Source organism: Thermococcus sp. JdF3 (assembly GCF_012027495.1).
Taxonomy (GTDB): domain Archaea; phylum Methanobacteriota_B; class Thermococci; order Thermococcales; family Thermococcaceae; genus Thermococcus.
The window spans coordinates 218,163-244,789 of the sequence record NZ_SNUK01000003.1 but is presented as its reverse complement, the minus strand read 5'-3'; the positions used below and the strand labels follow the sequence as shown (position 1 = coordinate 244,789).

At 55.8% G+C, this 26,627-nt stretch carries 22 protein-coding genes and 1 CRISPR repeat array; of the genes, 6 read left to right on the top strand and 16 right to left on the bottom strand.

Going from position 1 to position 26,627, the window contains the following annotated elements; genetic code table 11:
- Positions 1 to 23: 23 nt before the first annotated feature.
- The 3 genes from E3E42_RS06305 to E3E42_RS06295 form a co-directional block, all read right to left on the bottom strand.
- The gene (locus E3E42_RS06305; protein ID WP_167903438.1) at positions 24 to 1,442 is read right to left on the bottom strand and encodes an acetate--CoA ligase family protein; all 1,419 of its coding nucleotides are present in this window, start codon (positions 1,440 to 1,442) and stop codon (positions 24 to 26) included.
- A 103-nt stretch (positions 1,443 to 1,545) separates the two neighbouring features.
- Positions 1,546 to 2,313, bottom strand: coding sequence for a sugar phosphate isomerase/epimerase (locus E3E42_RS06300; RefSeq protein WP_167903437.1), 768 nt, complete (start codon positions 2,311 to 2,313; stop codon positions 1,546 to 1,548).
- A complete protein-coding gene (locus E3E42_RS06295; RefSeq protein WP_167903659.1) occupies positions 2,310 to 3,503 on the bottom strand; it encodes a magnesium transporter in 1,194 nt (397 codons plus the stop codon). The genes E3E42_RS06300 and E3E42_RS06295 overlap by 4 nt, the downstream gene beginning before the upstream one ends.
- A gap of 109 nt (positions 3,504 to 3,612) precedes the next feature.
- On the opposite strand from E3E42_RS06295, the gene E3E42_RS06290 reads away from it, so the two are divergent.
- Positions 3,613 to 4,221, top strand: coding sequence for a potassium channel family protein (locus tag E3E42_RS06290; protein WP_167903435.1), 609 nt, complete (start codon positions 3,613 to 3,615; stop codon positions 4,219 to 4,221).
- The gene (locus tag E3E42_RS06285; protein WP_167903433.1) at positions 4,214 to 4,792 is read left to right on the top strand and encodes a potassium channel family protein; all 579 of its coding nucleotides are present in this window, start codon (positions 4,214 to 4,216) and stop codon (positions 4,790 to 4,792) included. Before E3E42_RS06290 ends, E3E42_RS06285 begins: the two co-directional genes overlap by 8 nt.
- Positions 4,793 to 4,889: 97 nt before the next feature.
- Here the strand turns inward: E3E42_RS06285 and E3E42_RS06280 are convergent, their stop codons facing one another.
- Together E3E42_RS06280 and E3E42_RS06275 are read right to left on the bottom strand one after the other, a co-directional pair.
- The gene (locus tag E3E42_RS06280; RefSeq protein ID WP_167903431.1) at positions 4,890 to 7,235 is read right to left on the bottom strand and encodes a DEAD/DEAH box helicase; all 2,346 of its coding nucleotides are present in this window, start codon (positions 7,233 to 7,235) and stop codon (positions 4,890 to 4,892) included.
- Positions 7,236 to 7,238: 3 nt separating this feature from the next.
- Positions 7,239 to 7,667 carry a DUF5658 family protein gene (locus tag E3E42_RS06275; RefSeq protein WP_206206042.1) on the bottom strand — a complete coding sequence of 143 codons (429 nt, stop codon included), beginning with the start codon at positions 7,665 to 7,667 and terminating at the stop codon, positions 7,239 to 7,241.
- A gap of 123 nt (positions 7,668 to 7,790) precedes the next feature.
- Here E3E42_RS06275 and E3E42_RS06270 point away from each other — a divergent pair, with 123 nt between their 5' ends.
- On the top strand, positions 7,791 to 8,222 hold the full coding sequence (locus tag E3E42_RS06270) for a hypothetical protein (protein ID WP_167903429.1): 432 nt from the start codon (positions 7,791 to 7,793) through the stop codon (positions 8,220 to 8,222).
- Here the strand turns inward: E3E42_RS06270 and E3E42_RS06265 are convergent.
- The 8 genes from E3E42_RS06265 to E3E42_RS06230 all read right to left on the bottom strand — a co-directional run bounded on the left by E3E42_RS06265 (position 8,219) and on the right by E3E42_RS06230 (position 15,800).
- Positions 8,219 to 8,878 carry a ScpA family protein gene (locus tag E3E42_RS06265; RefSeq protein WP_167903427.1) on the bottom strand — a complete coding sequence of 220 codons (660 nt, stop codon included), beginning with the start codon at positions 8,876 to 8,878 and terminating at the stop codon, positions 8,219 to 8,221. The genes E3E42_RS06270 and E3E42_RS06265 overlap by 4 nt on opposite strands.
- A 5-nt stretch (positions 8,879 to 8,883) precedes the next feature.
- A complete protein-coding gene (locus E3E42_RS06260) occupies positions 8,884 to 9,303 on the bottom strand; it encodes a nucleotidyltransferase domain-containing protein (protein ID WP_206206041.1) in 420 nt (139 codons plus the stop codon).
- Complete coding sequence (locus E3E42_RS06255; protein WP_167903426.1) at positions 9,290 to 9,694, bottom strand: HEPN domain-containing protein; 405 nt, start codon at positions 9,692 to 9,694, stop codon at positions 9,290 to 9,292. Before E3E42_RS06255 ends, E3E42_RS06260 begins: the two co-directional genes overlap by 14 nt.
- Positions 9,695 to 9,699: 5 nt before the next feature.
- Entirely contained in the window at positions 9,700 to 13,266 is a 3,567-nt protein-coding gene (gene smc, locus E3E42_RS06250) for a chromosome segregation protein SMC (protein ID WP_167903425.1), read from the bottom strand.
- A 95-nt stretch (positions 13,267 to 13,361) separates the two neighbouring features.
- Entirely contained in the window at positions 13,362 to 13,787 is a 426-nt protein-coding gene (locus tag E3E42_RS06245) for a DUF835 domain-containing protein (RefSeq protein WP_167903424.1), read from the bottom strand.
- Positions 13,788 to 13,963: 176 nt separating this feature from the next.
- Entirely contained in the window at positions 13,964 to 14,365 is a 402-nt protein-coding gene (gene mce, locus E3E42_RS06240) for a methylmalonyl-CoA epimerase (RefSeq protein ID WP_058938916.1), read from the bottom strand.
- Positions 14,362 to 15,321: a methylmalonyl Co-A mutase-associated GTPase MeaB gene (meaB, locus tag E3E42_RS06235; RefSeq protein WP_167903655.1), complete on the bottom strand. Its 960-nt coding sequence runs from the start codon at positions 15,319 to 15,321 to the stop codon at positions 14,362 to 14,364. Before meaB ends, mce begins: the two co-directional genes overlap by 4 nt.
- Positions 15,322 to 15,368: 47 nt before the next feature.
- A complete protein-coding gene (locus E3E42_RS06230) occupies positions 15,369 to 15,800 on the bottom strand; it encodes a cobalamin B12-binding domain-containing protein (protein WP_167903653.1) in 432 nt (143 codons plus the stop codon).
- Positions 15,801 to 15,921: 121 nt separating this feature from the next.
- On the opposite strand from E3E42_RS06230, the gene E3E42_RS06225 reads away from it, so the two are divergent.
- Positions 15,922 to 16,578 (top strand): PHP domain-containing protein, encoded by a 657-nt coding sequence (locus tag E3E42_RS06225; protein WP_167903423.1) that lies wholly within the window; start codon positions 15,922 to 15,924, stop codon positions 16,576 to 16,578.
- A gap of 27 nt (positions 16,579 to 16,605) precedes the next feature.
- Positions 16,606 to 19,730: direct repeats of the CRISPR family, unit length 30 nt; unit sequence CTTTCAATTCTCCTGGAGTCTTATTGCAAC.
- A gap of 454 nt (positions 19,731 to 20,184) precedes the next feature.
- Here E3E42_RS06225 and E3E42_RS06220 read toward each other — a convergent pair.
- The 3 genes from E3E42_RS06220 to E3E42_RS06210 all read right to left on the bottom strand — a co-directional run bounded on the left by E3E42_RS06220 (position 20,185) and on the right by E3E42_RS06210 (position 24,746).
- Positions 20,185 to 20,745 carry a Maf-like protein gene (locus tag E3E42_RS06220; protein ID WP_167903422.1) on the bottom strand — a complete coding sequence of 187 codons (561 nt, stop codon included), beginning with the start codon at positions 20,743 to 20,745 and terminating at the stop codon, positions 20,185 to 20,187.
- 118 nt (positions 20,746 to 20,863) lie between these two features.
- Positions 20,864 to 21,097 (bottom strand): hypothetical protein, encoded by a 234-nt coding sequence (locus tag E3E42_RS06215; protein WP_167903421.1) that lies wholly within the window; start codon positions 21,095 to 21,097, stop codon positions 20,864 to 20,866.
- A 58-nt stretch (positions 21,098 to 21,155) separates the two neighbouring features.
- Positions 21,156 to 24,746 (bottom strand): LAGLIDADG family homing endonuclease, encoded by a 3,591-nt coding sequence (locus E3E42_RS06210; protein WP_167903420.1) that lies wholly within the window; start codon positions 24,744 to 24,746, stop codon positions 21,156 to 21,158.
- 83 nt (positions 24,747 to 24,829) lie between these two features.
- Here E3E42_RS06210 and minD point away from each other — a divergent pair, with 83 nt between their 5' ends.
- Both minD and gyaR read left to right on the top strand, forming a co-directional pair.
- Complete coding sequence (minD, locus tag E3E42_RS06205; protein WP_167903419.1) at positions 24,830 to 25,567, top strand: cell division ATPase MinD; 738 nt, start codon at positions 24,830 to 24,832, stop codon at positions 25,565 to 25,567.
- Between the two features lie 48 nt (positions 25,568 to 25,615).
- Positions 25,616 to 26,620, top strand: coding sequence for a glyoxylate reductase (gene gyaR, locus E3E42_RS06200; RefSeq protein ID WP_167903418.1), 1,005 nt, complete (start codon positions 25,616 to 25,618; stop codon positions 26,618 to 26,620).
- Positions 26,621 to 26,627: the final 7 nt, after the last annotated feature.

Genomic DNA, 26,627 nt, shown 5'->3' with positions numbered 1-26,627 from the left:
ACCACCACCGGAAGATTGGGGGGTCAGGCCCCCCTCCTGAGGTATTCAGCGTACTTAACAAGGCCCGCCAGGGCGCGGACGCCCCTCTCAGGGGTTGGATAAACGGGAACTCCCTTGTCCTCGAGGATTCTGGCGTAGTGGTCGGTCTTCTTACCGCCCATCGCCACCGCAACGATCGGCTTGTCGCTCTTCTTCTGGTACTCGGCTAGGATGTCGATTATCTTCTCCTCCTCGAGGAGCGGGACCTGGAAGAGGACTATGACAAGTATCGCATCGACGTTCGGGTCGTTCACGAAGCCCTCGATGGCGATTCTGTACCTCTCGGCGTCGGTGTCTCCAACCACGTCGGTGGGGTTTCCTGCCACCGCGTGCGGCGGGAAGTTCTCCTTCAGGAACCTGAGGGTCTCCTCGCTGAGGTCGGCCATCCTGAGACCGAACCTGGCAACGGCATCGCTGGCCATGACTCCCGCTCCACCGCCATCGGTGATGATTCCTATCCTGTCGCCCTTCGGGAGCTTGTCCTTGAGTGCGGCAAATGCCTTCGCGAGGTCGAACATGTGCTCGAAGTCCTCGGCGCGGATGACACCGGTCTGCTTGAAGACGGCATCGTAAATCGTGTCGGCACCGGCGAGCGAACCGGTGTGGGAAGAGGCGGCCTTGGCACCGTACTCGGTCCTTCCGCTCTTGAGGGCTATGACGGGCTTGACCTGGGTTATCCTCCTGGCGGCCTCTATGAACTTCCTGCCGTCCTTGACTCCCTCGATGTAGAAGGTGACGACGTTTATGCCATCGTCGTGTATGAAGTAGTCCATGAGGTCGGCGTCGTCAACGTCGAGCTTGTTGCCGTAGCTAACCATCTTGCCTATGCCTATCCCGGCCATCGCGGCCCAGTCGAGCATCGCGGCCGCGAAGGCTCCGCTCTGGCTGACGAAGGCTATCGGGCCGCTCTTCGGCCTGTCCATCTTGCTCTCCGGCAGGAAGACGGTGTCAACGCCGGTGTCCGGAACGTAGACGCCGACACAGTTCGGGCCGATGATCCTTATTCCGTTCTCCCTGGCTATCTCAAGAATCTCGCGCTCCAGCTTCTTACCTTCCTCGCCGAGCTCACCGAAGCCGCCGGTGATGATGATGACGGACTTTATCCCCTTCTTTGCCACCTGCCTCATGGTGTCCGGGACGAACGGGGCCGGAATCGAGATGACCGCCAGGTCGGTGTCCTCGGGGAGCTCATCGACGCTCTTGTAGACCCTGTACCCCTCTATTTCGTCGAGCTTGGGGTTCACGGGGTATATGTTGCCCTTGAAGATTCCACGCTCCTTGTTCATCTTGAAGTTCTCAAAAATGACGTTTCCAACCTTACCCTTCTTGTTGGTTGCACCGATGATAGCGACCGCCTTTGGGTCGAAGAAGGGCCTCATTTCCTCAACTATCTTTTCCACCATTGGTATCCCTCCGCCAGAAACTGCTTCTCGCAAGAACTTCATTTTAAATGTATAAAAGAGTTGCGTTTTGTAAAAACTGGACGCCAATGAACTGAAAAGTCCATCAATGCAGGCTTTTCAGAAATTCGAGGCTTCTCCGGGCGGATTCGAGGTCGTTGACTTCGAGGGTCCGCGTCACCTTGGGGAGTTTTGGGAGCACCCTGACCCACGGGACTGTGCCGTCCCCCAGGGCGAGATGGTCGTCTTTCTGGCCGCGGTTGTCGTGGAGGTGGACGTGGACTATCCTGTCCCCAAAGAGCTCGATGAAGCGCTCAAAATTCCCTGTTGTGGTGTTCAGGTGCCCGACGTCGAAGGTCACCCCAATCTCGACGTCTTCAAGTATCTCCCACAGCCTCTCGCACGTCTGTGCATCGAGGATTACGAAGCGGGGCATGTTTTCAACGCCAATCCTGACCCCGTACTCCAGTCCCCATTCGGCGATTCTCCTCAGGGACTCCCTGTGTATCTCCAGGTACTTTCTCCTGTTCCTCACGCTCACCGGCGAGCAGTGGCCCGGGTGTATCGTGACGGAGAGGGCGTCGAGCTCGGCCGCCAGTTCGATGGCCTCGCGGATTACCTCCAGCGATGTTCTCCTCAGCCTGTCGTTGAAAGAGCCTATGTTGACGTCGCTGAACGGCGCGTGAACGGTTCTCTTCATGCTCCAGCCGTCAAGAACCTCCTCGAAGAGGCGGTGGTTGTCCCTCGTCAGGTAGTGGGGCCATTCGCTCAGAATCTCCACGAAATCAAAGCCCAGCTGTCTTACCCTCTGGACCCATCCCTCCAGGCCGGAGAGGTCCTTTCCGGAATAGGCGGTCATCGAAAGGCCGATCATGCTCCCACCATCAGCTTGGCCATCAGCACGACGTATATCGTCCCGAATATATCGCTGTTGTTTGATATGAGGGGGATGGCCACGTGGTCGGGGTCTATGTTCTTCCGGAACAGGAAGTAGGATACCGTGTAGGAGTAGAGCATGATGAACAGGACCATGAACGGATACGTGAGAGCCACTACCCACGCGGAGCCGGGAACCGCCATACCGGTAGTCAGCTTCACAAGGGCGATGCCTATTAAGAGCTTCGTCGTTCCAATGACCGGTGCGGTCGTGAAGAGCGCCAGGATGTCGGTGAATGCCTTGGGACAGAGAAAGCCCTCTATCTCGCCGAGGTGGAGCTTCGTTGAGGTCTTGGCGGCTATTATTGAGCCGTAGTTGCCGAAGCTGCTGAGGAGCGAGGGGTAGATGAAGCTCAGTATCACGGAGGCCTGGATTATCCCGCTGAATCTGGCGAGTATTGAACCGGATATCGTCGAGAGGAGCGCCAGCCCGGTTATGGTTATGAAGACCTGTTTGAGTTCAAGGAACTCCTCCTTCCTTACCCTGCTTATCGCGGCGACGACGGCAAACAGGAAGAGCACGACGTAGTTGAAGACCCTGAAGCCCTCTGGGGAGTGCTCTATGAGGAGGATGAACAGCACCAGCGAGGGAACCGTCAGGAAATCGCCCATTGAGGCGACCAGCGGGGCCGCAACGCTGTCGGGGTCTGTGCCGCGCCTGAAGGCGAATATCGTAACGAATGAGGTGAAGTATCCGAGGATGAAGGAGACCAGTATCGTTGAGGTGACGACTATGAGGAGGACGTCAAAGGCGTTCTTCCTCACACCGGTGGCGACGCCTATGGCCCACAGAAGGAGTATCGGGATGAGCGAGATGAGCATTCTCAGGACTATCTCCTTGAGAACCTTCTTGTCCCTCATGGAGGGTTCGAGGTCACCGAGGTAGAGCATCGTGGAGAAGCGCGATGCCATCGAGCCGAAAACGTTCCCGCGGAGGCCCATTATGCCCGGCAGAACCACCAGGAGGCCCGGGAACTGGGTTCTTATGGTCTCGAAGTACTTACCCAGAAACGTGCCGCCGAATAGGCCAAATATCTGGGAGGTGAACAGGGACGGCAGCGTAACCCTGTAGGCTTCCTTGATCTTTCCCTTCAGCTCCTCCCTGACCTCTCCGCCGATCACTGCCATCACTCTCCATCACCCTCACCCCGTGGACGTTGGCCCTTGCGGGTATTAAACTTTTCGAAGGCGAAAACTAAATAAGATTTCCCTCCCTCCCCCCATCGGTGAGAGCCGGGTGGAAGAGTGGGACGAAATCGAGGTTCCGAGGAACGTTAAGGACATCTTCGTTGAGATGAAGAACACCGCCGAGCTGATGGTTGACCTGGCCTACTCCTCCATACTCTTCAACGAGGAGGAGATGGCCGAGGAGGTGCTCGAACTCGAGGAGTACCTCGATCTGCTCAACTACCACCTCATGGTCCATGCGGTTCTTGCCGCAAGGCGGCCGAAGGAGGCGGAGCAGATAACGTCCATTCTCCACATGGCGCACGCCATAGACGACATGTCCAACGCGGCGGCGGACCTCGCGAAAATGGTCATCGACGGCGTCGAGCTCCACCCCGTCATAACCGAGGCGATCCTCGGCAGCGAGGAGATAATCGGCAAGATTTTTGTCTCGGCCGAGTCCATACTCGTCGGAAAAACGCTGGGGGAGCTGGACCTCGCGGCCAACACCGGCGTCTGGATAGTCGCTGTGAGGAGAGGCAAACGCTGGATTTTTGACCCCGACGGGGACTTCAAGATATTCCCCGGGGACATACTCATAGGAAGGGGAACGAACACCTCGGTGGACTACCTCAAGGAGATAGCCCGGGGCAACATCAAGGTGATGTCCAATGAGTGAGCTTGAGGAGATCAGAAACTGCCTCATTGAGATGAAGGACCTCTCGTCTCTGATGGTTGACCTGGCGTTCTCTTCCGTCATGTACAAGAGCGAAGACATCGCGGAGGAGGTTTACCTGCTTGAGGAGCGCATGGACGAGCTGACGCTTAAGGTCAAGAAACTCGCCCTGAGGCTCGCCAAGAGTGAGGAGGACCCGGTGAAGCTTCTCAGCGTCATAGACATGGCCGAGATAAACGAGCAGATAAGCGACGCGGCCTACAAGATATCCGACCTAATCCTGCGCGATGTGGAGCCCCACCCGATAATCCGGAAGATTATGGAAGACACGGAGGAGGAACTCGGAAGGGTGACGGTTCACACCGGTTCCGTTCTGCACGGCAAGACCCTGGAGCAGCTCAAGCTTCCGAGCAAGATAGGCACGAGGATACTCGCCATAAAGCGCGGGAGCCGGTACATCTACAACCCCGGAAGGAACGACGTTATTAAGGAGGGCGACGTTCTCATAGCGGTTGGCTCCGACCTCGACAGGCTGAGGAAGCTCGCCGGCGAGGAAGTGGATGAGGAGGAGTAGCGGTTGTGCCCCCGGGGAGCGAAGGGAGGTCACGGCTCGCCAAGACGCTCCCTCCCCGCGGTTTCCGGGGGCGTTGTCTTGTAATTCCGACGGGAACTTAAATTTTATCCTCCCCTACGTAGGGTGCGGTTATCACCTTCCTTATCTCCCTCGCCTTCTTCGGACCTATTCCCTCGACCTCCTTCAGCTCCTCCTCCGTTGCAGTGAAAACGCGTTCAACGTTGCCGAAGTGCGTGAGGAGGCGCTTGGCGAGTGTTGCCGAGACGTTGGGCAGGCCCTCGACTATCAGGCGCTGCCTCTCCGCCAGGGTTAGGGCCTTCTTCTCGCTCCTGAGGCGGACCTCCTTCTTCCTCTCCTCCTGCTCGCGCTTTGCCATCAGGTATATGAACTGTGCCGTCTCCTCGATTCCTGAGGAGAAAAGAATGGGCACCCCCCAGTCGAGGGTCACCGCCGCTATCGCCCCGCGAATCGCGTTGGGGTGTACGTTCCTTACCCCGTAGAGGCCTCCTTCAATGATTATGACCGGCTTTTCGTAGGCCCTTTTGAGCCTCTCAACTTGGTCGAAGAGTCTGCCGTCGATGATTGACTGGATGAAGTCGTTGGCGCTCTTGCGCTCTATGCCGACGTCCTCACTCACCACGTAGTCGGCAACGTCGAGTGTCCTGACCTCAACCTCGGCGCCAAGCTCGCGGAGGTGCTTCGGCACCCCGCTCCTCAGCTCGCGGCTGTCGGCGTAGATCACTATACCCTTCTGTTTCTTTACGAAAACGGGGTTCTTCGGAGGCTTTTCGGAAGCCCCGGATTTCTCCTCGGTTTTCTGGACCCCCTTCGGCTTCAGAAACGCATCAAGGGAAGTTATCTTCCCCCTGCTCATCCCGGCACGCTCCGGTGTTTTTTCAACGATTTCAGCAGGTCCCGACCGCCCCCTGGGGCGGGCCCTTTCAAGCTCCCTCGCTATGGCCCTTATGGCATCGAACATCCCCTTCTCCTTTCGCTTCGAGCTCCAGTAGTAGGCCTCGTCCCTCGTCCCCCGGGCCATCAGGATTACAACCTTCCCCGGCCTGTGCCTGCCGGTCCTGCCGCGCCTCTGGATGCTCCGTATGGCCGAAGGCACCGGCTCGTAGAAAACGACCAGGTCCACCTCGGGAACGTCCAGTCCTTCCTCGCCAACACTTGTGGCGACGAGGACGTTGAACTCAGCGCGGGAGAAGCGGTCGAGGACTTCCTTCTGCTTCTTCTGGCTCATCCCTTTGTCCTTCCCCCTGCTCGCCTGGCCGATGAACCTCTCGGCCGCGATCCCCATCGCCTCCAGCTCCTCCACTATTCTCCTCCCTGTGTCCCGGTAGTTGGTGAAGACGATTACCTTGGAGTCCGGCTTTCTTTCGAGCTGCCTTTTGACGAGCTCCTTCAGCCGCTCCATCTTCGGATGGTCCACCCCGCTCTCCTTTGCCTGAACGAGGAGGTAAACCACCTTCCTCATGTGCGGGTCTTCCATGAGCTGCTTGCTCGACTTCGCCCGCTTATCCTCCCGAAGCTTCCTGAGGTAGGTGCGCAGGGCGGTCAGCCCCTGAGTCTCGAGGAGCTCGATCGCGTGCTGGAGCTTGACGGCCTTGGCCTGGTGGAGTCTGAGGCGGCCGATCTCATAGTTGCCCCTCGCGACCTCCTGATTGATCTTTGACCCCGCCTGAAGCACTTCCCTCTTTGAGATGTCCGGGGAATAAGTCGAGACGAGCTTGAACTGGGCGAGGGGCTTGAGACTCTCCTTCAGCATCTCGCGGAGGAGTTTTCTAACCTCCTTGTATATCTCGGGCAGCTCGACCTTCACCCACTCAAATGCAATGCTCTGGACGTAGGGTTTAACGTCGGGAGAAGCCTCGGTTCTCACCTCGACGTGTTCGATGCCGAGGTTTTCCACTATCTCGCGAATTTTATCGGCGTCGCTCCCTGGGGATGCGGTCAAGCCGAGAACCAGCGGGTGCCTGGCGGTTTTGAGGTACTCCCTGGCGATGAAAACGTACGAGTAACCGCCAACGGCCCTGTGGGCCTCGTCGATTACCAGAAGGGAAACGTCCTCCAGCGAAATCCTGCCCGTGAGGATGTCGTTCTCGACGGTCTGGGGGGTGGCGGTGATGATCACGCTCTCCCCCCACACCCGTCTGCGCTTTTCGGGGGAGAGTTCTCCGGTGAGGACGTTTATTCTTTCCTGGGGGAGATTGAAGAGGCGCCTAAAGCTCTCGGCGTGCTGGATGGCCAGGGGTTTGGTTGGCGCGAGCATGAGGACCTTACCGCCGTACCGGGAGAGCCGGTAATCGGCTATGAGCATCGCTATCAGCGTCTTTCCCAGCCCCGTCGGGAGAACGACGAGGCAGCTGGTCTCTTTACAGCGGGCGTAGATTATCTCCTGGTAAACGCGGGGCTCGATGAGGTCTCGGCGAAGGTACATGGTTTAAGCTTGGAGGGAGCGAATAAAAGCTTTCCTGACGTCCCGGGTGGATGCGGGCTTTTCGGACCCGGCAATGAGCATCGCCGCGAGAGGAAGCACTGGAACGAACGGTATCAGGAATCCAAAGCCGAATAGCAGGTAGAGGTTGTTGACCGCGGGGGCGGCTTTAAGAAGCACGAAGACCGCGGGGAAGTATCCGAAGACACTGGAGATGCCTGTTAAGGCGGAGGATGCAAGGATCAGGGCAACACCCAGGGCCGTGAAGAGGGCAAAGCTTCCGAAGAAAAGGGCGGGGTCTGAGATCCTCTGGGCTATGACGGGATTTGCCTCGGAGAACCCTCTACTCACGCCAAACCAGGTTGTAAGCATATCAAGAACCGAAAACGCCACAAAAAATCCTGCGTACACTTTGCCTCGCATCCCCTTCACCACACTGTTATCTACGTCGTTCCCTTTAAATACTTTACTCCGTAGTCAGAACCTACATGTGTACAAACATAGGTACGTACACTGGGAACAGGCAAAGGATTTAAGCCGCTCGCCCCATCGATCACCATGCTCCTCACGAGACACGCAAGGGAAAGGCTGATCAAGAGGCTGGCAAAGAACAGGAAACCCGAGAGATTCTACCCTCTGCTGTGGGCATTCCTGGACCGCTCGAGGAGGATCGATGTAAACAGGGGTATCGTAATCTTCACGGACGGGACAAAGAGTCTGGTCTGCTCCAGGCTCGACTGCGAGAGACTTCCACTCGAGGAAATAAAAGAGCGCGTTGGGGGCATCTCCAGAGCCTATGAGTGCGTTTTTCTCGATGGGAGAACCGCCAGAGAAACCATCCCCAGAAAGTTTCTCGAGTCCGTCCCGGACGGCGAGTACTGCTTCTATATCAACAGGGAGAAGCGGAGCATTTACATAGGCAGCGCCCCGCCGCTGCTTGCGATAACCCTGCGGCCGGCGAAGAAAAGCGAGAGGGAATGCGCGGACTAGGCGCTCTCCCCCACGGGCACGACCAGTATCTCCCCAAAGGGCTCCTCCTGAATGAGGTCCACCTTCCCCATGTTGGAGAGGAAGAGGAGGTAGAGGAAGGTTCTGGCTACTATCTTCGGCGTCGGGTCGAACACCAGGTCCCAGAAGTTTATTGGCTCCCTTGTTTCCCGGTACATGTTCACGACTATCTCGTGGAGGCGGTAGACGTGCTTCTCGATGTCAACGCGGAAGTCATCGACGACGAAGACCTCCTCTTCAATCTCGACCTTCTTTTTCTTCCGCGGCTTTCTCTTCTCAGCCTCCTCAAGGGCATCCATGAGGGCGTCCAGGAGGTCGTCGAAGGTGTAGTAGCGCTCCACCCTGCGGAGGGGCGGGGCCAGCGGCTCGACATCAACGTGGAGCTTCTCCTCGTGCTCCTCCTCTTCCTCCTCGTCGCCGTAGAGCAGGGCCTCGCTCTTCATCCTGACGAGTATGGATGCGGCGAGGATGGCCCTGGCGGAGACGCGGAGGTCGAGCTCCTTCATCTCCCTGAGTCTCTCGATGTACTTCTCGGTCAAATCCACGATGTCGATGTTCCAGGGGTCAACCTTCCCCATGGTGACGAGCTGGAGGAGAATGTCAACGGGCGTTATTTCCTCCTCGCGACGGGATTCCATGAGTTTCACCTCTCAATTCTAATCCAACCCCGCTCAAAACGGCGGAACTTTCTTCTGACGGCGTTGAACATCGCCGTCAGTTCCTCAAGATATTCCTCATCAGCGTAGAGAACCTTCCCATCGGACAGGGCGTCGAGTATGAGTGGATGCCCCCTGAGGAGCATTTTTCTGACCTCCCCCGGGGTGTAGGCCTTCGCATCAATCGGAGCGCGGGTTCTGTCGAGGTCGTAGAGAAGTCTCAGACGCTCGTTCGGATTCCTGGGAAGGTCCTCCGCAACCACCAGAACGTCCACGTCGCTTCCCAGGCCGAACGTCCCCCTGGCAACGGAGCCATACAGAAGTATCAGTTTTGGATTGAGGGCCTTTTTGATGGCCTCAACGTACTCCCGGATTTCCCGCCCGTAGGGAATGTCACTGGGCCTCATCGGCAACCCTCCTGACGAAGGCTATTATCGCGAGCGATGAGTTGATGGCCTCCACGGCATCTTTTTCCCCGTAGTACTCATGGGGGGCGCCCTCTATATACGCATCCGGGTACCTCGGGGGGATGTAATGCCGGTCCAGCAATCTGGCGCTGTCAAAGAGTTCCTCTGGAACATCGACCTCTTTAGAGAGCACGTCGAGTAGCCTCTTTATTGAGTGACCGTACGCCATGATTCCAAGCCCAAATAGCAGGGCCTTGACGGCATACTCCGCGGCCTGCTGTGCCTTGAAGCATGCCCACGAATAGAACCCAGACTTCATGTCGTTTTCAGCACTCCTGAGGGTGTACTCGGCCTGGGAGAGCCATCGCTCGAATTCCTCCCTGTCAAACATCGAGCTCACCCGCCCAGGTGGCCGAACATCTCCGCGTGCTCGGCCTCACTCCTCTTCCTCGCTTCTTCCAGTATCTTCATGGCCTTCTCGAGGCTGAGGGCAACGACGCGCGAGACGCCCTTTCTCATGCTGACCCCGATTATCTTGTCCGCGTTGGCCATCATGACGTCCCTCAGGGTAACGACTATGAACTGGCTGTTCTGGGAGGCCTCCTTGATGAGGTCGGCAACGCGCTTGACGTTGGCGTCGTCGAGGTGGGCATCGATTTCATCGAAGAGGTAGAACGGTGCCGGCTTGTAGCGCTGTATGGCGAACACGAATGCCAAAGCCGTTAGAGCTTTCTCGCCGCCGCTCATGGCCTCTATGCGCTTAACGTCCTTTCCGGCAGGCTTGGCCTCAATTTCAAGGCCTCCAGCGAAGGGATCGTCCTCGTTCTCAAGGATGAGCCTTGCGCTTCCTCCCGGGGAGAGCTTGGCGAAGAGCTCCGAGAAGTTCCTGGCTATCTCGTTGAGGGTCTGGAGGAAGACCTGCTTCTTCTGGCCCTCTATCTCCTCGATGAACTCCTCTATGCTCTCCTTCTCGGCGATGACCTGCTCGCGCTTGCTCTTCAGCTCAAGGTAGCGTCTTTCAACGACCTCGAAGTCCTCGATGGCCTTCATGTTGACCGGTTCGAGGGCGCGTATCTCCTCCTCCATTTTCTCTATCTGCTCGCGGAGCGCCTCGAGCTCGAGCGGCACTTCCTTGATACTCTTTATGAGCTTGGGGTCAAAGTGCTTCAGCTCGTCCCTCTTCTCCTTCAGCGCGGCCTCGTACTGTGCGAGCTTTATCTTGAGGGTGTTTGCCTCTATGCGGAGCTCCTGAAGCTTGGAGCTCAGTTCGTCCTTCTCGGCGCGTAGATCGATGATCTCGTTCTTGAGCCTCTCGCGTCTCTCACGGAGCTCCTTGAGCTCATCCTTGACGTTCTCCTCCGCCTTCTTGAGCTCCTCCAGCTCGGCCTCAAAGTCTGTTATGGCCCTCTCGTTCTCCTCGATGTTGGCCCTGAGAGCGTTTATCCTGTTGATCAGGCCCTCTATCTCCTCCTCCAGATCCGCCCTCCTCGGGAGCAGCTCCTCGTTTATCCTGACGTCGAGGCCCTCCAGTTTGCTCTCGACCTTGCCGAGCTCCTCGCGGAGCTTGCTTATCTCGGCCTCGACCTCCCTGATCTTCTGGTTCAGTTCCCTGGCCTCCGGGTTCTCCAGGGCCTTCTTCAGCTTCGTCCTCTTCTTCTCCAGCCGCTCAATCCTGCCGCGGAGCTTTGCCATCTCGCCCCGGGTATCATGAATCTTCTTTTCCAGGGCCTCTATGAGGGCCTCGTTCTCTCTGATTTCCTCCCTGAGGGCCCTGTCCTCCGCAAGGAGGCGATCCATCTCACGCTGGGTCACCTGGAGATCCTTGCTCAGCTCACTCCTCTTCATGCGGAGCTCAAAGAGCTCGTTCTGAAGACCCTTAACCTCAACCCTAAGGGCATTAACGGCCGATTCCAGGGCCTCTTTCTCACGTTCGAGCTTCTCCACCCTTTTCCTTATCTCGTCCACGTTTACCCCGAGCTTCCCCCTCAGCCTGTAGTGACCACCGGTTATCGCCCCGCTCCGCTCGAGGAGTTCCCCTCCAAGGGTCACCATGCGGACCTTCCCTATGCCGACAGCCCTGGCCTCATCCATGTCGTTCACTATCAGCGTGTCCCCGAGGGCATGGGCCACCGCGTTTCTGAAGCGCGGGTCGTACTGAACGACGTCCAGGGCCGGAACCCCGAGGGCGGGCTCCCCCTTCATGGAGCGCGGCTTTATCTTGTTGAGGGGGAGAAAAGTTAGCCTGCCGAGCTTCTTCTCCTTGAGCAGCCTTATGGCTTTCTCGGCAACGCGGTCGTCCTCCACGACCACGTGATCGTAGCTTCCACCGAGGGCGACCTCGACGGCCAGGGCGTAGCTCTCATCACGAACGGTGATCAGCTCACCGAGGGAGCCGTAGAGGCCCGGGATGTTCTGAGCCTTGAGGAATTCTATAGCACGGTTCCCGCGGACCTCGCGCTGCGCCTCGGCTTTGATGAGCTCCTCCCTGGCTTTTGAGAGTTCGCCCTCGATCTTCTTGAGCTTTCTGCTCTTCTCCTCCAGCTCCTTCTCGGCCTTCTTCAGCCTCGCCTCGGCCCTGCCCATCCTGCCCTCTACCTCTCCAAGCTCCGAGCGTTTGGTCTCAAGGGCGCTTTTGGCCTCATCGATCTTGGACTTGAGCGCGACTTTCTTTGCGTTGTTCTGGGCTATCCTGCCCCTTGCGCGCTCTATTTCCTCCTCGAACTTCTTGATATCGCTCTCCTTCATGTAGAGCTCCTTTTTGGCCTCCTCCAGCTCCTCGACCACGCGGTCAAAGTCCTGCTTCGCGATGGCAAAATCCCGGTCTATCTCGCCCAGTTTAACAACCAGCTCGTTCTTGATGACTTCCTTCTCCTTTATTTCCGCCCTGAGCTTCTCGCGTCTCTTGCTCCAGCGGCTTATGGCATTTCTGCTCTTCTCTATTTCCTCGGAAACCTTCTTGAGCTCCTCCTTTGCCTTGGCAAGGCGGTGCTGGCCGTCCTCGATTTCCTTCCTGGCCAGCTCGATGTTCTTTCCCGCCATCTCTATCTTGGACTTGACCTCGCTTATCTTTCTGGTTACCTCAAGGATGCCGTCCTCGCTCTTTTCCTCGAGCTCCCTTTCGATCGTGTTCAGCTCCTTCTCCCTCGCCACGATCTCCCTGGCGATATCCGTGAGGCGGGCCTCCATGGCGGCTATCTCCGCCTCTATCTCCTTGTCGCGCAGGTTGCTCTCCTCTATCAGGGACTCGAGCTTTCTTATCTCGCCGAGGAGGAGCGTGACCTTTGCCCTCTCGACGCGGTCCTTGAGGTCAAGGTAGCGGAGCGCGTCGTTTCTCTCCTTCTCAAGCTTGTCGAGCTGGGTCTTGACCTCGCGGATGAGCAGATCGACCCTCGCGAGGTTCTCCTCCGCCTGCTTGAGCTCCTTCAGGGCCTTCTCCTTCTTGGCATCGTACTCCGCTATGCCGGAGATTTCGTCTATGAGCATCCTCCTCTCGGTGGGACTCATCTTGATGAACTTGGTGATGTCCCCCTGCAGAACGAGGTTGTATCCCTCTGGGGAAATCATCGCCGCGCTGAGGACGTCGAGGATGTCGCTCCTGCTCGTCCTCTTTCCATTGAGCCAGTAGGTGCTCCTGCCGTCGGGATAGACGCGCCGCTTTATAACGACCTCGTCCTCGTCGATGGGAAATCCCCTGTCCTCATTGTTGAAGTACATGGCAACCTCAGCGTACTTTGCCGGCGCTTCCGTCTTGGTACCCGCGAATATGAGGTCGCTTATCCTCGTGGCACGCATCGCCTTGGCGGACAGGCCACCGAGAACGAAGAGCACGGCGTCACCGATGTTGCTCTTTCCAGAACCGTTGGCACCAACGATCGCTGTGAATCCTTTAGAAAGCGGAACGACGACTTTCCTGTTACCGTAAGATTTGAAGCCTTTCATTTCAATCTTCTCAATGTACGGCATGCCCTACACCTAAACGGGAGAATGGCGAAGAGGGTTATATAACTTTACTCCTTTTGAAAGCCCCGTCCCTGGGCGGGAAGTACTCGGCTGCGTGCTCACTCGACTATCCTGCGGAGGATGTTCAGAACCCTGCTGTCGAGGCCGTCGCTGACGGTGACGTAAAACTCGGAGTCCGTGAGAAGGGTCATGTCCCGAAGCTTGCTGACGAACCTGAGCGTCGGCTCGACCCCGTTCTCTATCATGAGGTACTCTATGGCGTCTAGAATGACGTCCACGTCCTCATCCTGGAGTTGCTCCCACACCATCTGCTCGATGGCATGGAGCTTCGAAGGTGATACCGCGTTAGGGTGGGAGACTTTGGTGATCCACATCAGATAGACGTTGGGGCGGCTGACCTCAAAGGGGGGCCTCCGGGTTATGAGAATCTTTCCTTTGTTGGGGTTTTTCTTCAGAATCTCGTCGAGACGCCGGTAATCCAGTATCTTTGAGTCTTTCTTAAGGGGTCGCCCCCTAAACCGCATAAGTCATCACTTCGTACGGATTCACTAGGTTTTAATCTACATCCTATTACTGGGCACAGTAAGTTTGTTAATCCGCTTATAAACGTTACTGCGTGAGATTGAACAGACAAATACACGATCCATTGGGTTAAAGGGAAAAGGGGGTAGGGACCTCAAAACCGGGTGGGTTCCTTTGATTACTCTTTTCTTTCACACAGTTCGAGAAGCACACCGGTTACGGCCTTCGGGTGAACGAAGGCTATCCTTGCACCTCCAGCCCCAATCCTGGGCTGTTCATCGATCAGCCTGTAACCCTCCCCCTTGAGCTTCTCAAGCTGTCCCTCGATGTCATCAACACCCAGGGCTATGTGGTGTATTCCCTCACCGCGCTTGGCGATGAACTTGGCTATAGGCGAGTCCTCAGCGGTCGGCTCGAGGAGCTCAATCCTGCTCTCGCCGACGTGGATTATCGCGGTCCTCACCTTCTGGTCGGGCACCTCTTCGATCTCCTCCACCTTGAGACCGAGGCCCTCCCAGACCTTTATGGCCTCTTCCAGGTTCTTAACGGCTATACCAACGTGGTCTATCTTCTTTATCATGCCTTCACCCCCAGGGCTTTTTCGAGTATCCTATCCGCGGCAGAGTACGGGTCGATCTCGCGTCTCACAACCATCCCTATCAAAGACGAAATCTCTTCCTCGCCGAGCTTCTCCCCCACTATCCTTGATATCCTCCCCGAGACTATCGTCTTGACTTCCTCCTCAGCCCTGAACTGCCTCTTCTGCTCTATCTCCCCGCTCCTCTTAAGGAATTCCCTGTGTTCGCTGATCGCATTCCAGAGGTCGCGTATTCCCCGCATGGTCGTCGCGACCGTCTCCACGATCCGCGGCCGCCAGCCCCGTCTCTCCCAGCGCTCTTTCTCAAGGTCAAGCATCATGTTGAGCTCGAAGTACGTGGCATCGGCCCCCTCTTTGTCGGCCTTGTTGATGACGAATACGTCGGCTATTTCCATGAGCCCGGCCTTTATTGCCTGTATGTCGTCGCCCAGACCCGGGACCGTGACGAGGACGACCGTGTCGGCGGTCTTAACGATGTCGATCTCAATCTGGCCGACGCCGACGGTCTCCACAAAGATCACATCACAGCCATAGGCATCGAGGACCTTGATGGCATCGGCCGTGGCCTTGGCAAGGCCCCCGAGGGAGCCGCGCGTCGCCATACTCCTGATGAAGACGCCCGGGTCAGTCGAATGCCTCTGCATCCTTATCCTGTCTCCGAGAAGGGCGCCGCCGGTGAAGGGTGAGGTGGGGTCTATAGCTATAACGCCGACGACCTTGCCTTCCGCCCTCGCAACGCGGATGAGCTTGTCGAGAAGGGTGGACTTTCCGGCTCCGGGCGGGCCGGTGATGCCAACGATGTAGGCGTTGCCCGTGTGGGGATAGATTTTCGAGATTATCTCCCTCGCCTTTTCCTCATCGTTTTCAACGAGGGTTATGAGGCGCGCAGTGGCGCGCTTGTCGCCGGTGAGCATCCTCTCTATGAGACCGTCTAACATCGCCACCACTGGGACAAATTATCCAGGTAAGAAATTATAAAGTTTGCTCAGTTCTCCCTGAATTTCTTCAGCTTCGGCGCGTTCTTGTCTATGAAGCCGATTATATCCTCAATCGGGCTGCCGGGGCCAAAAACCCTTGCCACGCCCATCTTCTCGAGCTGTTCGGCGTCGTCGGGCGGGATTATTCCACCGGCTATAACGAGAACGTCCTCGTTGATCTTCAGGCCGCGCTCTTCGAGGAGCCTGAGTATCTTCGGTATGAGAACCATGTGGGCGCCGGAGAGTATGCTTATCCCAAGGACATCAACGTCCTCCTGAACAACGCTCTCGGCTATCTGCTCGGGGGTCTGCCTGATTCCAGTGTAGATGACCTCAAAACCGGCATCGCGCAGGGCCCTGGCGACGACCTTGGCCCCCCTGTCGTGACCGTCAAGTCCCGGCTTCGCAACGAGAACCCTAACCTTGGAGCGCTCGACCATTTTCACCACCGCCCCACTTTTGTTTCCCGCGGTATTTAAAGATTGTCAAAACTCAAGGTTAAGCTTTACGTTGGATATTTTGTCCAGAAGGCTTTATAATGTCCCCACGAGAGGATAGAGCATGCTCAAGTTTCCCCACGATGCCCACACCCACACCGCATACTCAGACGGCACGGGATCAATAGCCGACAGCGTGGCCGCGGCGGAGGCGAGGGGGCTGGGGATGCTCGGGATAACCGACCACAGCCACTACTTCGAACCCGGAACCCTCAGCCGCTACATCAGGGAGGTCAGGTACTGGGGCGAGGACGCGGAGCTGACGATTCTGGCCGGGTTGGAGGGCAACATAACTGCAGGGGGCGTCGATGTCCCGGACTTCATGGCGGAGAAGCTTGACTACGTGATAGCGAGCGTCCACGAGTGGCTCGATAGGCCGGAGGAATACGTGGAGCTGGTGAAGCTCGCCCTCGAAGACGACAACGTTGACATCATCGGCCACTTCGGAGCCAGCTTCCCCTACATCGGCTTTCCGTCCGCCGACGAGCTGGAGGAAATACTCCATCTGGCGGAGGCGAGGGGCAAGGCCTTTGAGATAAGCTCCCGCTACCGGGTACCGGACATCGACTTCATCCGTGAATGCATAAGGCGCGGGATAAAGCTCACCTTCGCGAGCGATGCCCACTCACCGGGGAAGGTGGGCGGCGTTTCCTGGAGCGAGAGGATATTCAAGAAGGCGGGCGGGGCGAGGGAAGACCTGCTGTTCGGGGAGTTCCTGTGAGCCCGGACTTTTCCATGCCCGTTCCAACTTTCAATTCTCTTAGAGTCCTATTGTCCGGGGGACGTTCCGTCCCCCCACACTCCCTCGAACTTTCGCTGGGGTTTAGTTTCAGTTCTCCCAGAGTCTTATTGCAACCCCTGACCAGACTAAACGGCCATCTTACTCCGATGCAGACTCCTTTCAATTCTCCTGGAGTCTTATTGCAACTCTACTTCGACAAGGCAATACTTGATCTTGGGGGAGTCTCATTTCAATTCTCCTGGAGTCTTATTGCAACAACAAAAGAAAGCAGGACGACAAAGGACAGAACCCCCCTTTCAATTCTCCTGGAGTCTTATTGCAACATTTCATTACGGCGGAGATAATGAGTGAGAATGGTGACTTTCAATTCTCCTGGAGTCTTATTGCAACTCTCAAGCCTGCGCCTCATCTCCTTAATCGCCCACTTCTTTCAATTCTCCTGGAGTCTTATTGCAACCGACGAACTACGCGCTGAAACTGATTATAAGCGTTGCCCCTTTCAATTCTCTGGAGTCTTATTGCAACTTGCCTTCTCTATGAGGTCGTCTTCCTCAGGCTCTTCCTTTCAATTCTCCTGGAGTCTTATTGCAACACTGATATGACAGTAACTTTTGTGGAACCTGTAACTCACTTTCAATTCTCCTGGAGTCTTATTGCAACACTGATATGACAGTAACTTTTGTGGAACCTGTAACTCACTTTCAATTCTCCTGGAGTCTTATTGCAACCCCTAAGTCTCATGAAGTCGTCAATAAGCTTCTCCCTTTCAATTCTCCTGGAGTCTTATTGCAACTCGGGCAAGTATGCCAGTGCTCGTGAACCTCTTCTCCCTTTCAATTCTCCTGGAGTCTTATTGCAACTCGGGCAAGTATGCCAGTGCTCGTGAACCTCTTCTCCCTTTCAATTCTCCTGGAGTCTTATTGCAACTTTGAACTTGCGGAACTTGTACAGTTCTTCCATGAGGCTTTCAATTCTCCTGGAGTCTTATTGCAACAACACTCTTAGTGCTCAGGTACTAGTACAGCATGACACTTTCAATTCTCCTGGAGTCTTATTGCAACTTATGTTGATGCAAGTTCAAACGCAACTGTTAGTGCCTTTCAATTCTCCTGGAGTCTTATTGCAACCCCTCTCTTTTCTCCCATAGACCGAAAGCTTTATATCTTTCAATTCTCCTGGAGTCTTATTGCAACGAGAACCACCACTCGAAATCGCATACCCCCTGTTCCGCTTTCAATTCTCCTGGAGTCTTATTGCAACCCCTCTCTTTTCTCCCATAGACCGAAAGCTTTATATCTTTCAATTCTCCTGGAGTCTTATTGCAACGGTAAAATTGAGGAGTATAATCACCCCTACGATTAAACTTTCAATTCTCCTGGAGTCTTATTGCAACATGCTTTCAAGGATTTATAGCGAGTTGCAGAACAAGGCCTTTCAATTCTCCTGGAGTCTTATTGCAACGAGAACCACCACTCGAAATCGCATACCCCCTGTTCCGCTTTCAATTCTCCTGGAGTCTTATTGCAACGTTCAGGACTACAGATGAAGTTCCTTCGCTTTTGCAGTCTTTCAATTCTCCTGGAGTCTTATTGCAACGAGGTAAAGCCCAGAGTCGAGTGGATCTCCGGAAAATACTTTCAATTCTCCTGGAGTCTTATTGCAACGAAGAGACCGGAGAATACTTCACAGAGCAGGAGATACTTTCAATTCTCCTGGAGTCTTATTGCAACTCACGGGAGATAATACTAACATTGTCGTGTCACTTTCAATTCTCCTGGAGTCTTATTGCAACGCGATAGACTACAACGCGAGCCTCATCAACAATCGTTCTTTCAATTCTCCTGGAGTCTTATTGCAACTCCAGCTCCGCCCGCCCCAATGACGACGATTTTAACCTTTCAATTCTCCTGGAGTCTTATTGCAACACTTCCACATAACTGAGATGAGCTTTGAAGAGTTCACTTTCAATTCTCCTGGAGTCTTATTGCAACAGAACCAACTCGGCGCTGATGCTCCTCGTGCTTCGGCTTTCAATTCTCCTGGAGTCTTATTGCAACAAGGAAGAGAAGCTCAAAGCACAGTTGAAAAAGATAACTTTCAATTCTCCTGGAGTCTTATTGCAACAGGTCGAGGATAGAATACGCGGAAAAGATACTGGGCACTTTCAATTCTCCTGGAGTCTTATTGCAACCCGCTTTTGGATGATGTGATAAGCCATTACATTAACGCTTTCAATTCTCCTGGAGTCTTATTGCAACGACCTCAACGGCCAGATAGCTGAACGGCTGAACCCACTTTCAATTCTCCTGGAGTCTTATTGCAACATAAATCGTGAACGCTACGGGGGTTGAACTCTCAAAATCTTTCAATTCTCCTGGAGTCTTATTGCAACATAAATCGTGAACGCTACGGGGGTTGAACTCTCAAAATCTTTCAATTCTCCTGGAGTCTTATTGCAACTTTGGATTCGAGCCGATTCGGACTTCCGTCCCAAGAGTCTTTCAATTCTCCTGGAGTCTTATTGCAACCATTTCTTCCTAATCCAGGTGCTCAATGATTACGTGACTTTCAATTCTCCTGGAGTCTTATTGCAACCGCGTTCGAACCCGATGTTTATGAAGTGACTTATACTTTCTTTCAATTCTCCTGGAGTCTTATTGCAACTCGGTTGGGAGAACCTCCTCGCGTTCCTCAAATACGACTTTCAATTCTCCTGGAGTCTTATTGCAACCAGCCGCTCACAGTCTTAGTCTCGTTCGCGTAGAGCCTTTCAATTCTCCTGGAGTCTTATTGCAACGATGATAACGCCCCCTTCCTGCCTAATGCAGCCAGCCGCTTTCAATTCTCCTGGAGTCTTATTGCAACACTGCCCCCGAGTCTTGGCCAGAACGTCGAGTTTTTCAACTTTCAATTCTCCTGGAGTCTTATTGCAACGCTCCCCTCCACGCTGATATAATCCCCTTCCCGTAACCTTTCAATTCTCCTGGAGTCTTATTGCAACGGGCCTCTTCATTGTCGATGGCGCCCAGGATGCTCCTTTCAATTCTCCTGGAGTCTTATTGCAACGCGAGGGAGTTCAAGGACTGGTTCGTCGCCCGCTTCTTTCAATTCTCCTGGAGTCTTATTGCAACAGGGCGGGAATTTCGCCCGTTTGCCCATTAAAGGTCTACCCAGGTTTGAATATTTAAACCTTTCTGGAAATCGCACCAAAAACAGCCCTGAGGGGGGAGAACCTCGGGGAAGCAGAAAAGAGTCCAACCCACAAACCGACACCTCAAGGCTTCCCCACCTCAATGAACAAAAACATGCACAAGATTTCCTGGCTGATGAAAGACCATCAAATCATGGAAACTCCATTGTATTGGTCCGAAAATCGAAAAAATTCGTTTTCCATAGGGAATGCCGATTTTCAACCGGCCCCATCACTGTTCCCAAAACTCCGAAGAAAATTCGTTACATTAGCATGCAAAAACATAACAAAAAGGCACAATCCTAAAAACACAAAAACCGATTTCCAACCCTTCCCACGGGTTCCATTCATTTCGGGGAGAAACCTAAAATCCTGGAACCAAGATCTGGGAAAAATCAGCGTGATAGAACCTCAAATCCCAGCTCCCTCAGCTTCCAGATTATCTCAAGCGGGAATCCGACGACGTTGTAGTAGTCCCCGCGGATCCACTCGACGAAGAGGCCCGCCTTCCCCTGTATACCGTAGGCTCCCGCCTTGTCCATCGGCTCGCCGGTGTCGATGTACGCCCCGATGATATCGTCGTCCAGCTCGCGGAACTTGACCTCCGTAACGGCAACCCCCGAAATCTCCCGGCCCTCGTGGATTATACAGTAGCCCGTCGTAACCCTGTGGACCCTTCCGCTGAGGAGCCGGAGCATCTCGTAGGCCTCCTCCCTGCTCCCCGGTTTGCCGAGGATGTGGCCGTCTATGCTGACGACGGTGTCGGCACCGATGACGGTTCCGCTAACGCGGCCGTGCACCTCCCTGGCTTTCCTCCTCGCCAGCTCGAGCGCGTACTCGGCGGGGTTTTCTATGCTGCACTCCTCGCTCGCATTGCTCGGAATAACCTCGAACTCCCGTATGAACCTGGCGAGTATCTCCCGCCGCCTCGGTGAGGCAGATGCCAGAACCAGCATGGTATTCCCTTCCGGAAAGGGTTAAAAAATCTTGCGAGACGGAGGAAGAAAGCCACCGGTTCACTCCATCCCCTCAACCTTTCTCTCCAGCGCCTTTATCTCACCCCTGGTGGAGATATCAGCCATCGGCGGCATTCCCCCGGCCTTTTAGGGATTCCAGCTCCGTCCTCAGGGATTCGAGCTTCTCGTTGAACTCCCTCCTCATCTCCCCCATCTTCCAGACGACGGTGCCAAAGGTGATGATGAGGAGACCAAGCCCCAGGGCACGGCCCTCGGTTATCAGAACACCCGCCAGCCCAAGGGCGCTCAAAACGGCACCGAGCGTTTCAAGGGGGTCGTACCTCTCTCCCACTGCTTACCACCATGGAAAAGAAGAAAACAAACTATAAAAGGTTTTCGAAGTCAAGAGGTCAGGCTGTCGCCCAGATGGGTATCCCCGCCTCGATGAGCCTCTTGAGTTCCTTACCTATGGGCGTGCTCTTGCTGACCTTCACGAGCCCTTTCTTGCTCGGTGTGGCCGTGAAGACGTACTGCTCGCCGCCGTAGAACTTGAGCGGCCTCTTCGCGTAGTCCGGTGAGACGCGGAGGACTATGGTTTTCTTCTTCTCCTCGATCTCCACGGGGAGTTTCTCCCTGGGCTTGGCTTCCTCGCGCTCGGTGAAGCTCTTGACGTCTATGCTTATCCCTATCCTCTTCTCCAGCTCGGTGATTCTCTTGCCCTTCTTTCCGATTATCGCGGGGATGTCGAACTCGTCCGCGTAGATCACCGCCTTGTGGGGACTGACTATCTCGACCTCCGCATAGACATCGGGCAGGAACTTCTTTATCTCCTGCTTGAGCCTCTTCTCCGCGAGTTTTAGTGCGGGGGCCTTCTCCTCCTTCTTCACCGGGACGACGCTTATCTCCTCGCCGTAGGTGTATATCTCGTACTCGAGCTCGCCGGTCTCAAAGTCGCGGACTTCGATGACGGGCCTGGCGAGGTCCTCCTCCCTCATGCCGCTCGGCACCTTGACGAGGTACTCCAGCGTGAGAACCTTCGCGACCCTCCCTGCCTTGATGAACAGGACCGTGTCAACTATCTGGGGAATCATTCCCAGCTCGACCCTTCCGATGAAGCGCTGGATTGCATCTATCGGCTTCGTTGCGTGCACGACACCGACCATTCCAACGCCGGCGAGCCTTAAATCCGAGTAGATCTTGAAGTCGCTCGTCTTTCTCATCTCGTCGAATATCGTGTAGTCCGGCCTGACGAGGAGCAGTATATCGCCGGTCAGCTCCATCCTGCCGCTCAGGGCCGTATACTGGGTGATTTCCTCGCCCACCTGGAGATCGCGGGGCTTTTCCATGGTCTTCACTATCTTACCCATGCCCGCGTACCATTCCGCCAGGGCCTGGGCGAAGGTCGAGTTGTGGACAAGAACCGGCGCGGTTCCTGCTATGAAATTGTGGTTTGGCACGGTTATGTCGTAGACCTCAAAGCTGCCCGTCAGCTCTTCAACCCCCTTGACCCTGTCCCAGAAGAGGTTCTCGTCGAGCATGAGCTCTAGGTGGGCCAGATACTCCTCGATGAAGCTGGCCCTGGTGTAGTACTCCTCGACCGCCCCGTCAACAAGCTTTTTGAGTGATGTAACCCGCATCTCGGAGCCGGACAGGAAGAGGCTCAGCATGGGCCGTGAAACAGCTCCCCACGTGGCACGCCCTATCTTCTCGAACACGATGGACAGCAGGCCCCGGATCTCACTGGAAATTACCCCCCATGTTTCGGCCTCTTCCTTCAGGAGCCCGGTTTCTCGGTAAAACGCGTCCAGTAGCTTCCCTATCGTGGAAGGCATCGGGGTTCTCTTCTCCTCCAGCCACAGCTCTGGCCCCGCGGGATCGATGCCGTTCCTCTTGTAGAAGTCCATCGGAACCCTCGAGTGAATGAACTCCACTACCTCCCTCCACCTGCCAAGCTCCTTTGAGTAAAGGGCGAGCTTTTTGACTGCCCACTCTATTCCGAGGTATTCCCTGTAGAGCTGGAGGTATTCCGAGTAAACCCTCCTGAGTCTGTCCTTGGAGTATGAGCTCTTGAGGGGGCCCTTCATGGGCTTTCTGAGGAGAATTCCGAGGGACTTGACGGCTTCACCGGCGGGGATGGTTCCTATGTTGGGATTCGAGCGGACGTTGAGGTGCCTTTCAAACCCGGCCACTTTGAACCTTGGCCTGACCGTTTCGTAGAACCTCTTTATACCCTCGGAGTTCTTTATGAGCACCCTGTACTGGGGGAGACCCTTAACTTCCCTCTCGGCCACTATGGAGGGTATACCGAGCCTCAGGAGAAGGTACTGAAGCCCGAAGGCAAAACTTTTACTTGCCGTTGCTATCTCGAGCTCCTTCCCCACGTACCCGTCCCCTTCGAACACGCCCCTTAGGAAGGACGCTATCCTGCGCTCATCTGCCCTGAACACCAAGGGGGGAATCCCTACTGTCCTCGCCTTTTTCTTTTCGGGATAGCCCAGGGCGCGCAGGAGCTTTTCAATCGTTTTGGAGTTTCTGAGGCGCAGTCTTCCTGGGCTGACGTAGTAGAACTCCTCCTTCGGGACCCTGAAGATCGACGTCACCAGGCGCTTGAAGTGCCTCACGAGGTTCTCGTCGAAGTTGTTGAACTCAAAGGTACTCCCAGAGCCCTCCGCCCACATCAGGCCCAGGAACTCAAAGAAGTCCTCGTTGAGTTGGATGAACGGTGGTATCTCACGCGAGTTCCTGTTGTTTTTGCCCCTGTAGAAGACGCCAACGGTCTCCTCAGGGACTGCCTCAGAGAGTGGAACGACTTTCCCGTCCCTCAACCGCGCGAAAAAGCCCTCACCCACAAGTTCCCCGACCCAAACTCGCTTTGGAAGCGTTGCTCTCACTGCAATCCTGCCCGGAACCGCTATGGGGGACCCCACCTCAAGGTTTCCTGCATCCTCCCAGACGACGAAACCTTCCCTTATCGTCAGGACTGGGTGGTTGGGGCTGAGAACTATCTCCCTCCCTGTTGCGGTTCTCAGCCTGATAAGCCGCCCTTCCTCCCTCCTGTAAACCCTTTCGACTTTCTGGACGCTCACACCATTATGGGACAGTGTTATGACCTCTTCCCCGGGCCTCAGGGAGGAGATGGGAGCAAAGGTTCCGTCCGCGAGGAGAACCGGTGTGTCCGGCGGCAAACACTTCCCCTCTCCCGGCGCTCCGGCGATGAGGATTCCCTCCGCCCTGTCCTTGAGTCTCTCCAACAGCTTCTCGCTCAGCTCGTACTCCTCTATGCTCAGCTTCCTGACGGGTCTAACTGCCGTTATCTCTATCCTGTCCGCAAAGGGTGGCTTGGCGATGACTATCCTGTAGTTGCGGAGCTGAACCACCGTTGCTCCGGGCTCGTCGAGCTCTATGAAGCTCTCGGGGTCGCGCCTGGCCCTCTCCACTATGTCGTCGGCTATCTCCTCCAGCTCCTCATCGCTCAGCGGCTCCTCGCGGACGGGCACGAGCCTCCATTCGCCGGGCCGACCCTTCTTTGCGAACGGCCTCATGCCGCCCTTGAGGTGAACACTCATCGTGGTCTCATCGAAGAAGTCCTCGAGGCGGTGCTGTACCTCCTTCTTCGCGGTCAGATAGACCACGTCTATCCCCTTGGCGATGGCCACGTCCCTCTGAACCCTGTCGCCCGTGATGAGCGTCGCTCCGAGGGCCTGTGCGGCCTCGCGAACCATGCTGTCTATCTCGCCGGACTTCGCCCTCCGTATCTGCCAGAGCTCGGGCCGCTCTCCGTAGAACTCGAGGAGGATTCTGTCACTGTCCGCCATCTCGCGGAGCTTTTTGAGCTCTTCGAGGCCCACGTGCCCTATGGCCTTTCCCTCGTTGGCCTGGTGCTCTATCTCGGCGATGACGGCTTCGGGAATGACAACCTTGACCTTCTCGCTGAGCGTTGATAGGAACTGCGTGAGCCTGCCATCGACGATAACGCTCGTATCTACAACGAATACCTTCATCTCTCTCACCTCTTTTCTCGCTCAACGGCCTCTGCGGCTAAAGGTTCATAAAGGTTTAGCCGAAAAACAGAATGGGTGGGACGATGGGAAGGCTTATCTCAATAGCCTCCGGCAAGGGGGGCACCGGAAAGACCACCACGACCGCGAATCTCTCCATAGCACTTGGTAAAATGGGATACAAGGTCTGTGCCGTGGATGCGGATTTAACCATGGCAAACCTGAGTCTGGTTATGGGAATAGACGACGCCTACACGACGATCCACGACGTCCTCGCCGGCAGGACGGACATAAACAATGCCATATACGCCACGACCTACGAGAACGTCCACATTATTCCTGCCTCTATAGACTGGGAGCACGTCATTCGGGCGGATCCGAGGAAGCTTCCCGAAACCATAAAACCCCTCAAAAAGAGTTTTGATTTCGTGATAATCGACTCCCCCGCGGGGCTCCAGATGGACGCCATGAACGCAATGATGAGCGGGGAGGAGGTTCTGCTCGTCACGAACCCCGAGATATCCTGCATCACGGACACGATGAAGGTGGGGATGGTTCTCAAAAAAGCCGGCCTTGTTGTTCTGGGCTTCGTGCTCAACCGCTACGGCAGGAGCGATAACGACATCCCGCCCGATGTGGCGGAGGAGGTCATGGAGATTCCCCTGCTGGCGGTTATCCCGGAGGACCCGCCGGTAAGGGAGGCGACGCTTGAGGGCATTCCCGTCGTCGAGTACAGGCCGAACTCTGCCGGTGCCCGGGCATTCATGGAGCTGGCGGAGAGGATAACCAGGATAGCCGGTCTCAAGGCAAAAGTGATGGTGTGATTATCCGTTCCCTTTCAAACTCTCTGAATTCCATGCGGAGGTGAGACTGTGAGGCCGAAGGTCTTCATCACGCGCGCCATTCCCGAAAACGGCATCGAACTCCTGAGGCGGCATTTTGAGGTCGAGGTCTGGGAGGACGAGCACGAGATTCCGCGGGAAGTCCTGCTCGAGAAGGTTCGCGACGTTGACGCCCTCGTTACCATGCTGAGCGAGAGGATTGACGCTGAAGTCTTTGACAGCGCCCCCAGGTTGAGGATAGTGGCCAATTATGCGGTGGGCTACGACAACATAGACGTTGAGGAAGCAACGAGGCGCGGGATATACGTCACCAATACCCCCGACGTCCTAACCAACGCCACCGCTGACTTCGCCTGGACGCTTCTGCTCGCCGCCGCAAGGAGGCTCATAGAGGCGGACGGGTTCATCCGCTCGGGCGAATGGAAAAAGCGCGGTATAGCCTGGCACCCAAGGATGCTGCTGGGCCACGACGTTTACGGAAAGACCATCGGCATAGTCGGCTTCGGGAGAATCGGCCAGGCGATAGCAAGGCGCGCCAGGGGCTTCGGCATGAGGATACTCTACAGTTCAAGAGCGAGGAAGCCGGAGGTAGAAAAGGAACTCAACGCGGAGTTCAGGCCCCTCAACGAGCTCCTGCGCGAGAGCGACTTCGTGGTTCTGGCCGTCCCGCTGACGAAGGAGACCCACCGCATGATGGGCGAACGGGAGCTTAAGCTCATGAAGCCCACCGCGATACTCGTCAACATAGCGAGGGGCAAGGTCGTCGACACGGAGGCGCTCGTAAGGGCACTCAAGGAGGGCTGGATAGCCGGGGCCGGTTTGGACGTCTACGAAGAGGAGCCGTACTACCACGAGGAGCTCTTCAGCCTCGACAACGTGGTTCTGGCCCCCCACATAGGTAGCGCCACCCACGGTGCCAGAGAAGGCATGGCCGAGCTCGTGGCCAGGAATCTCATAGCCTTCAAAAACGGCGAGGTTCCGCCGACGCTGGTCAATGGAGAGGTTGTGAAAATTAGAAAGCCGGGGTTTGAGTGACCTCGGG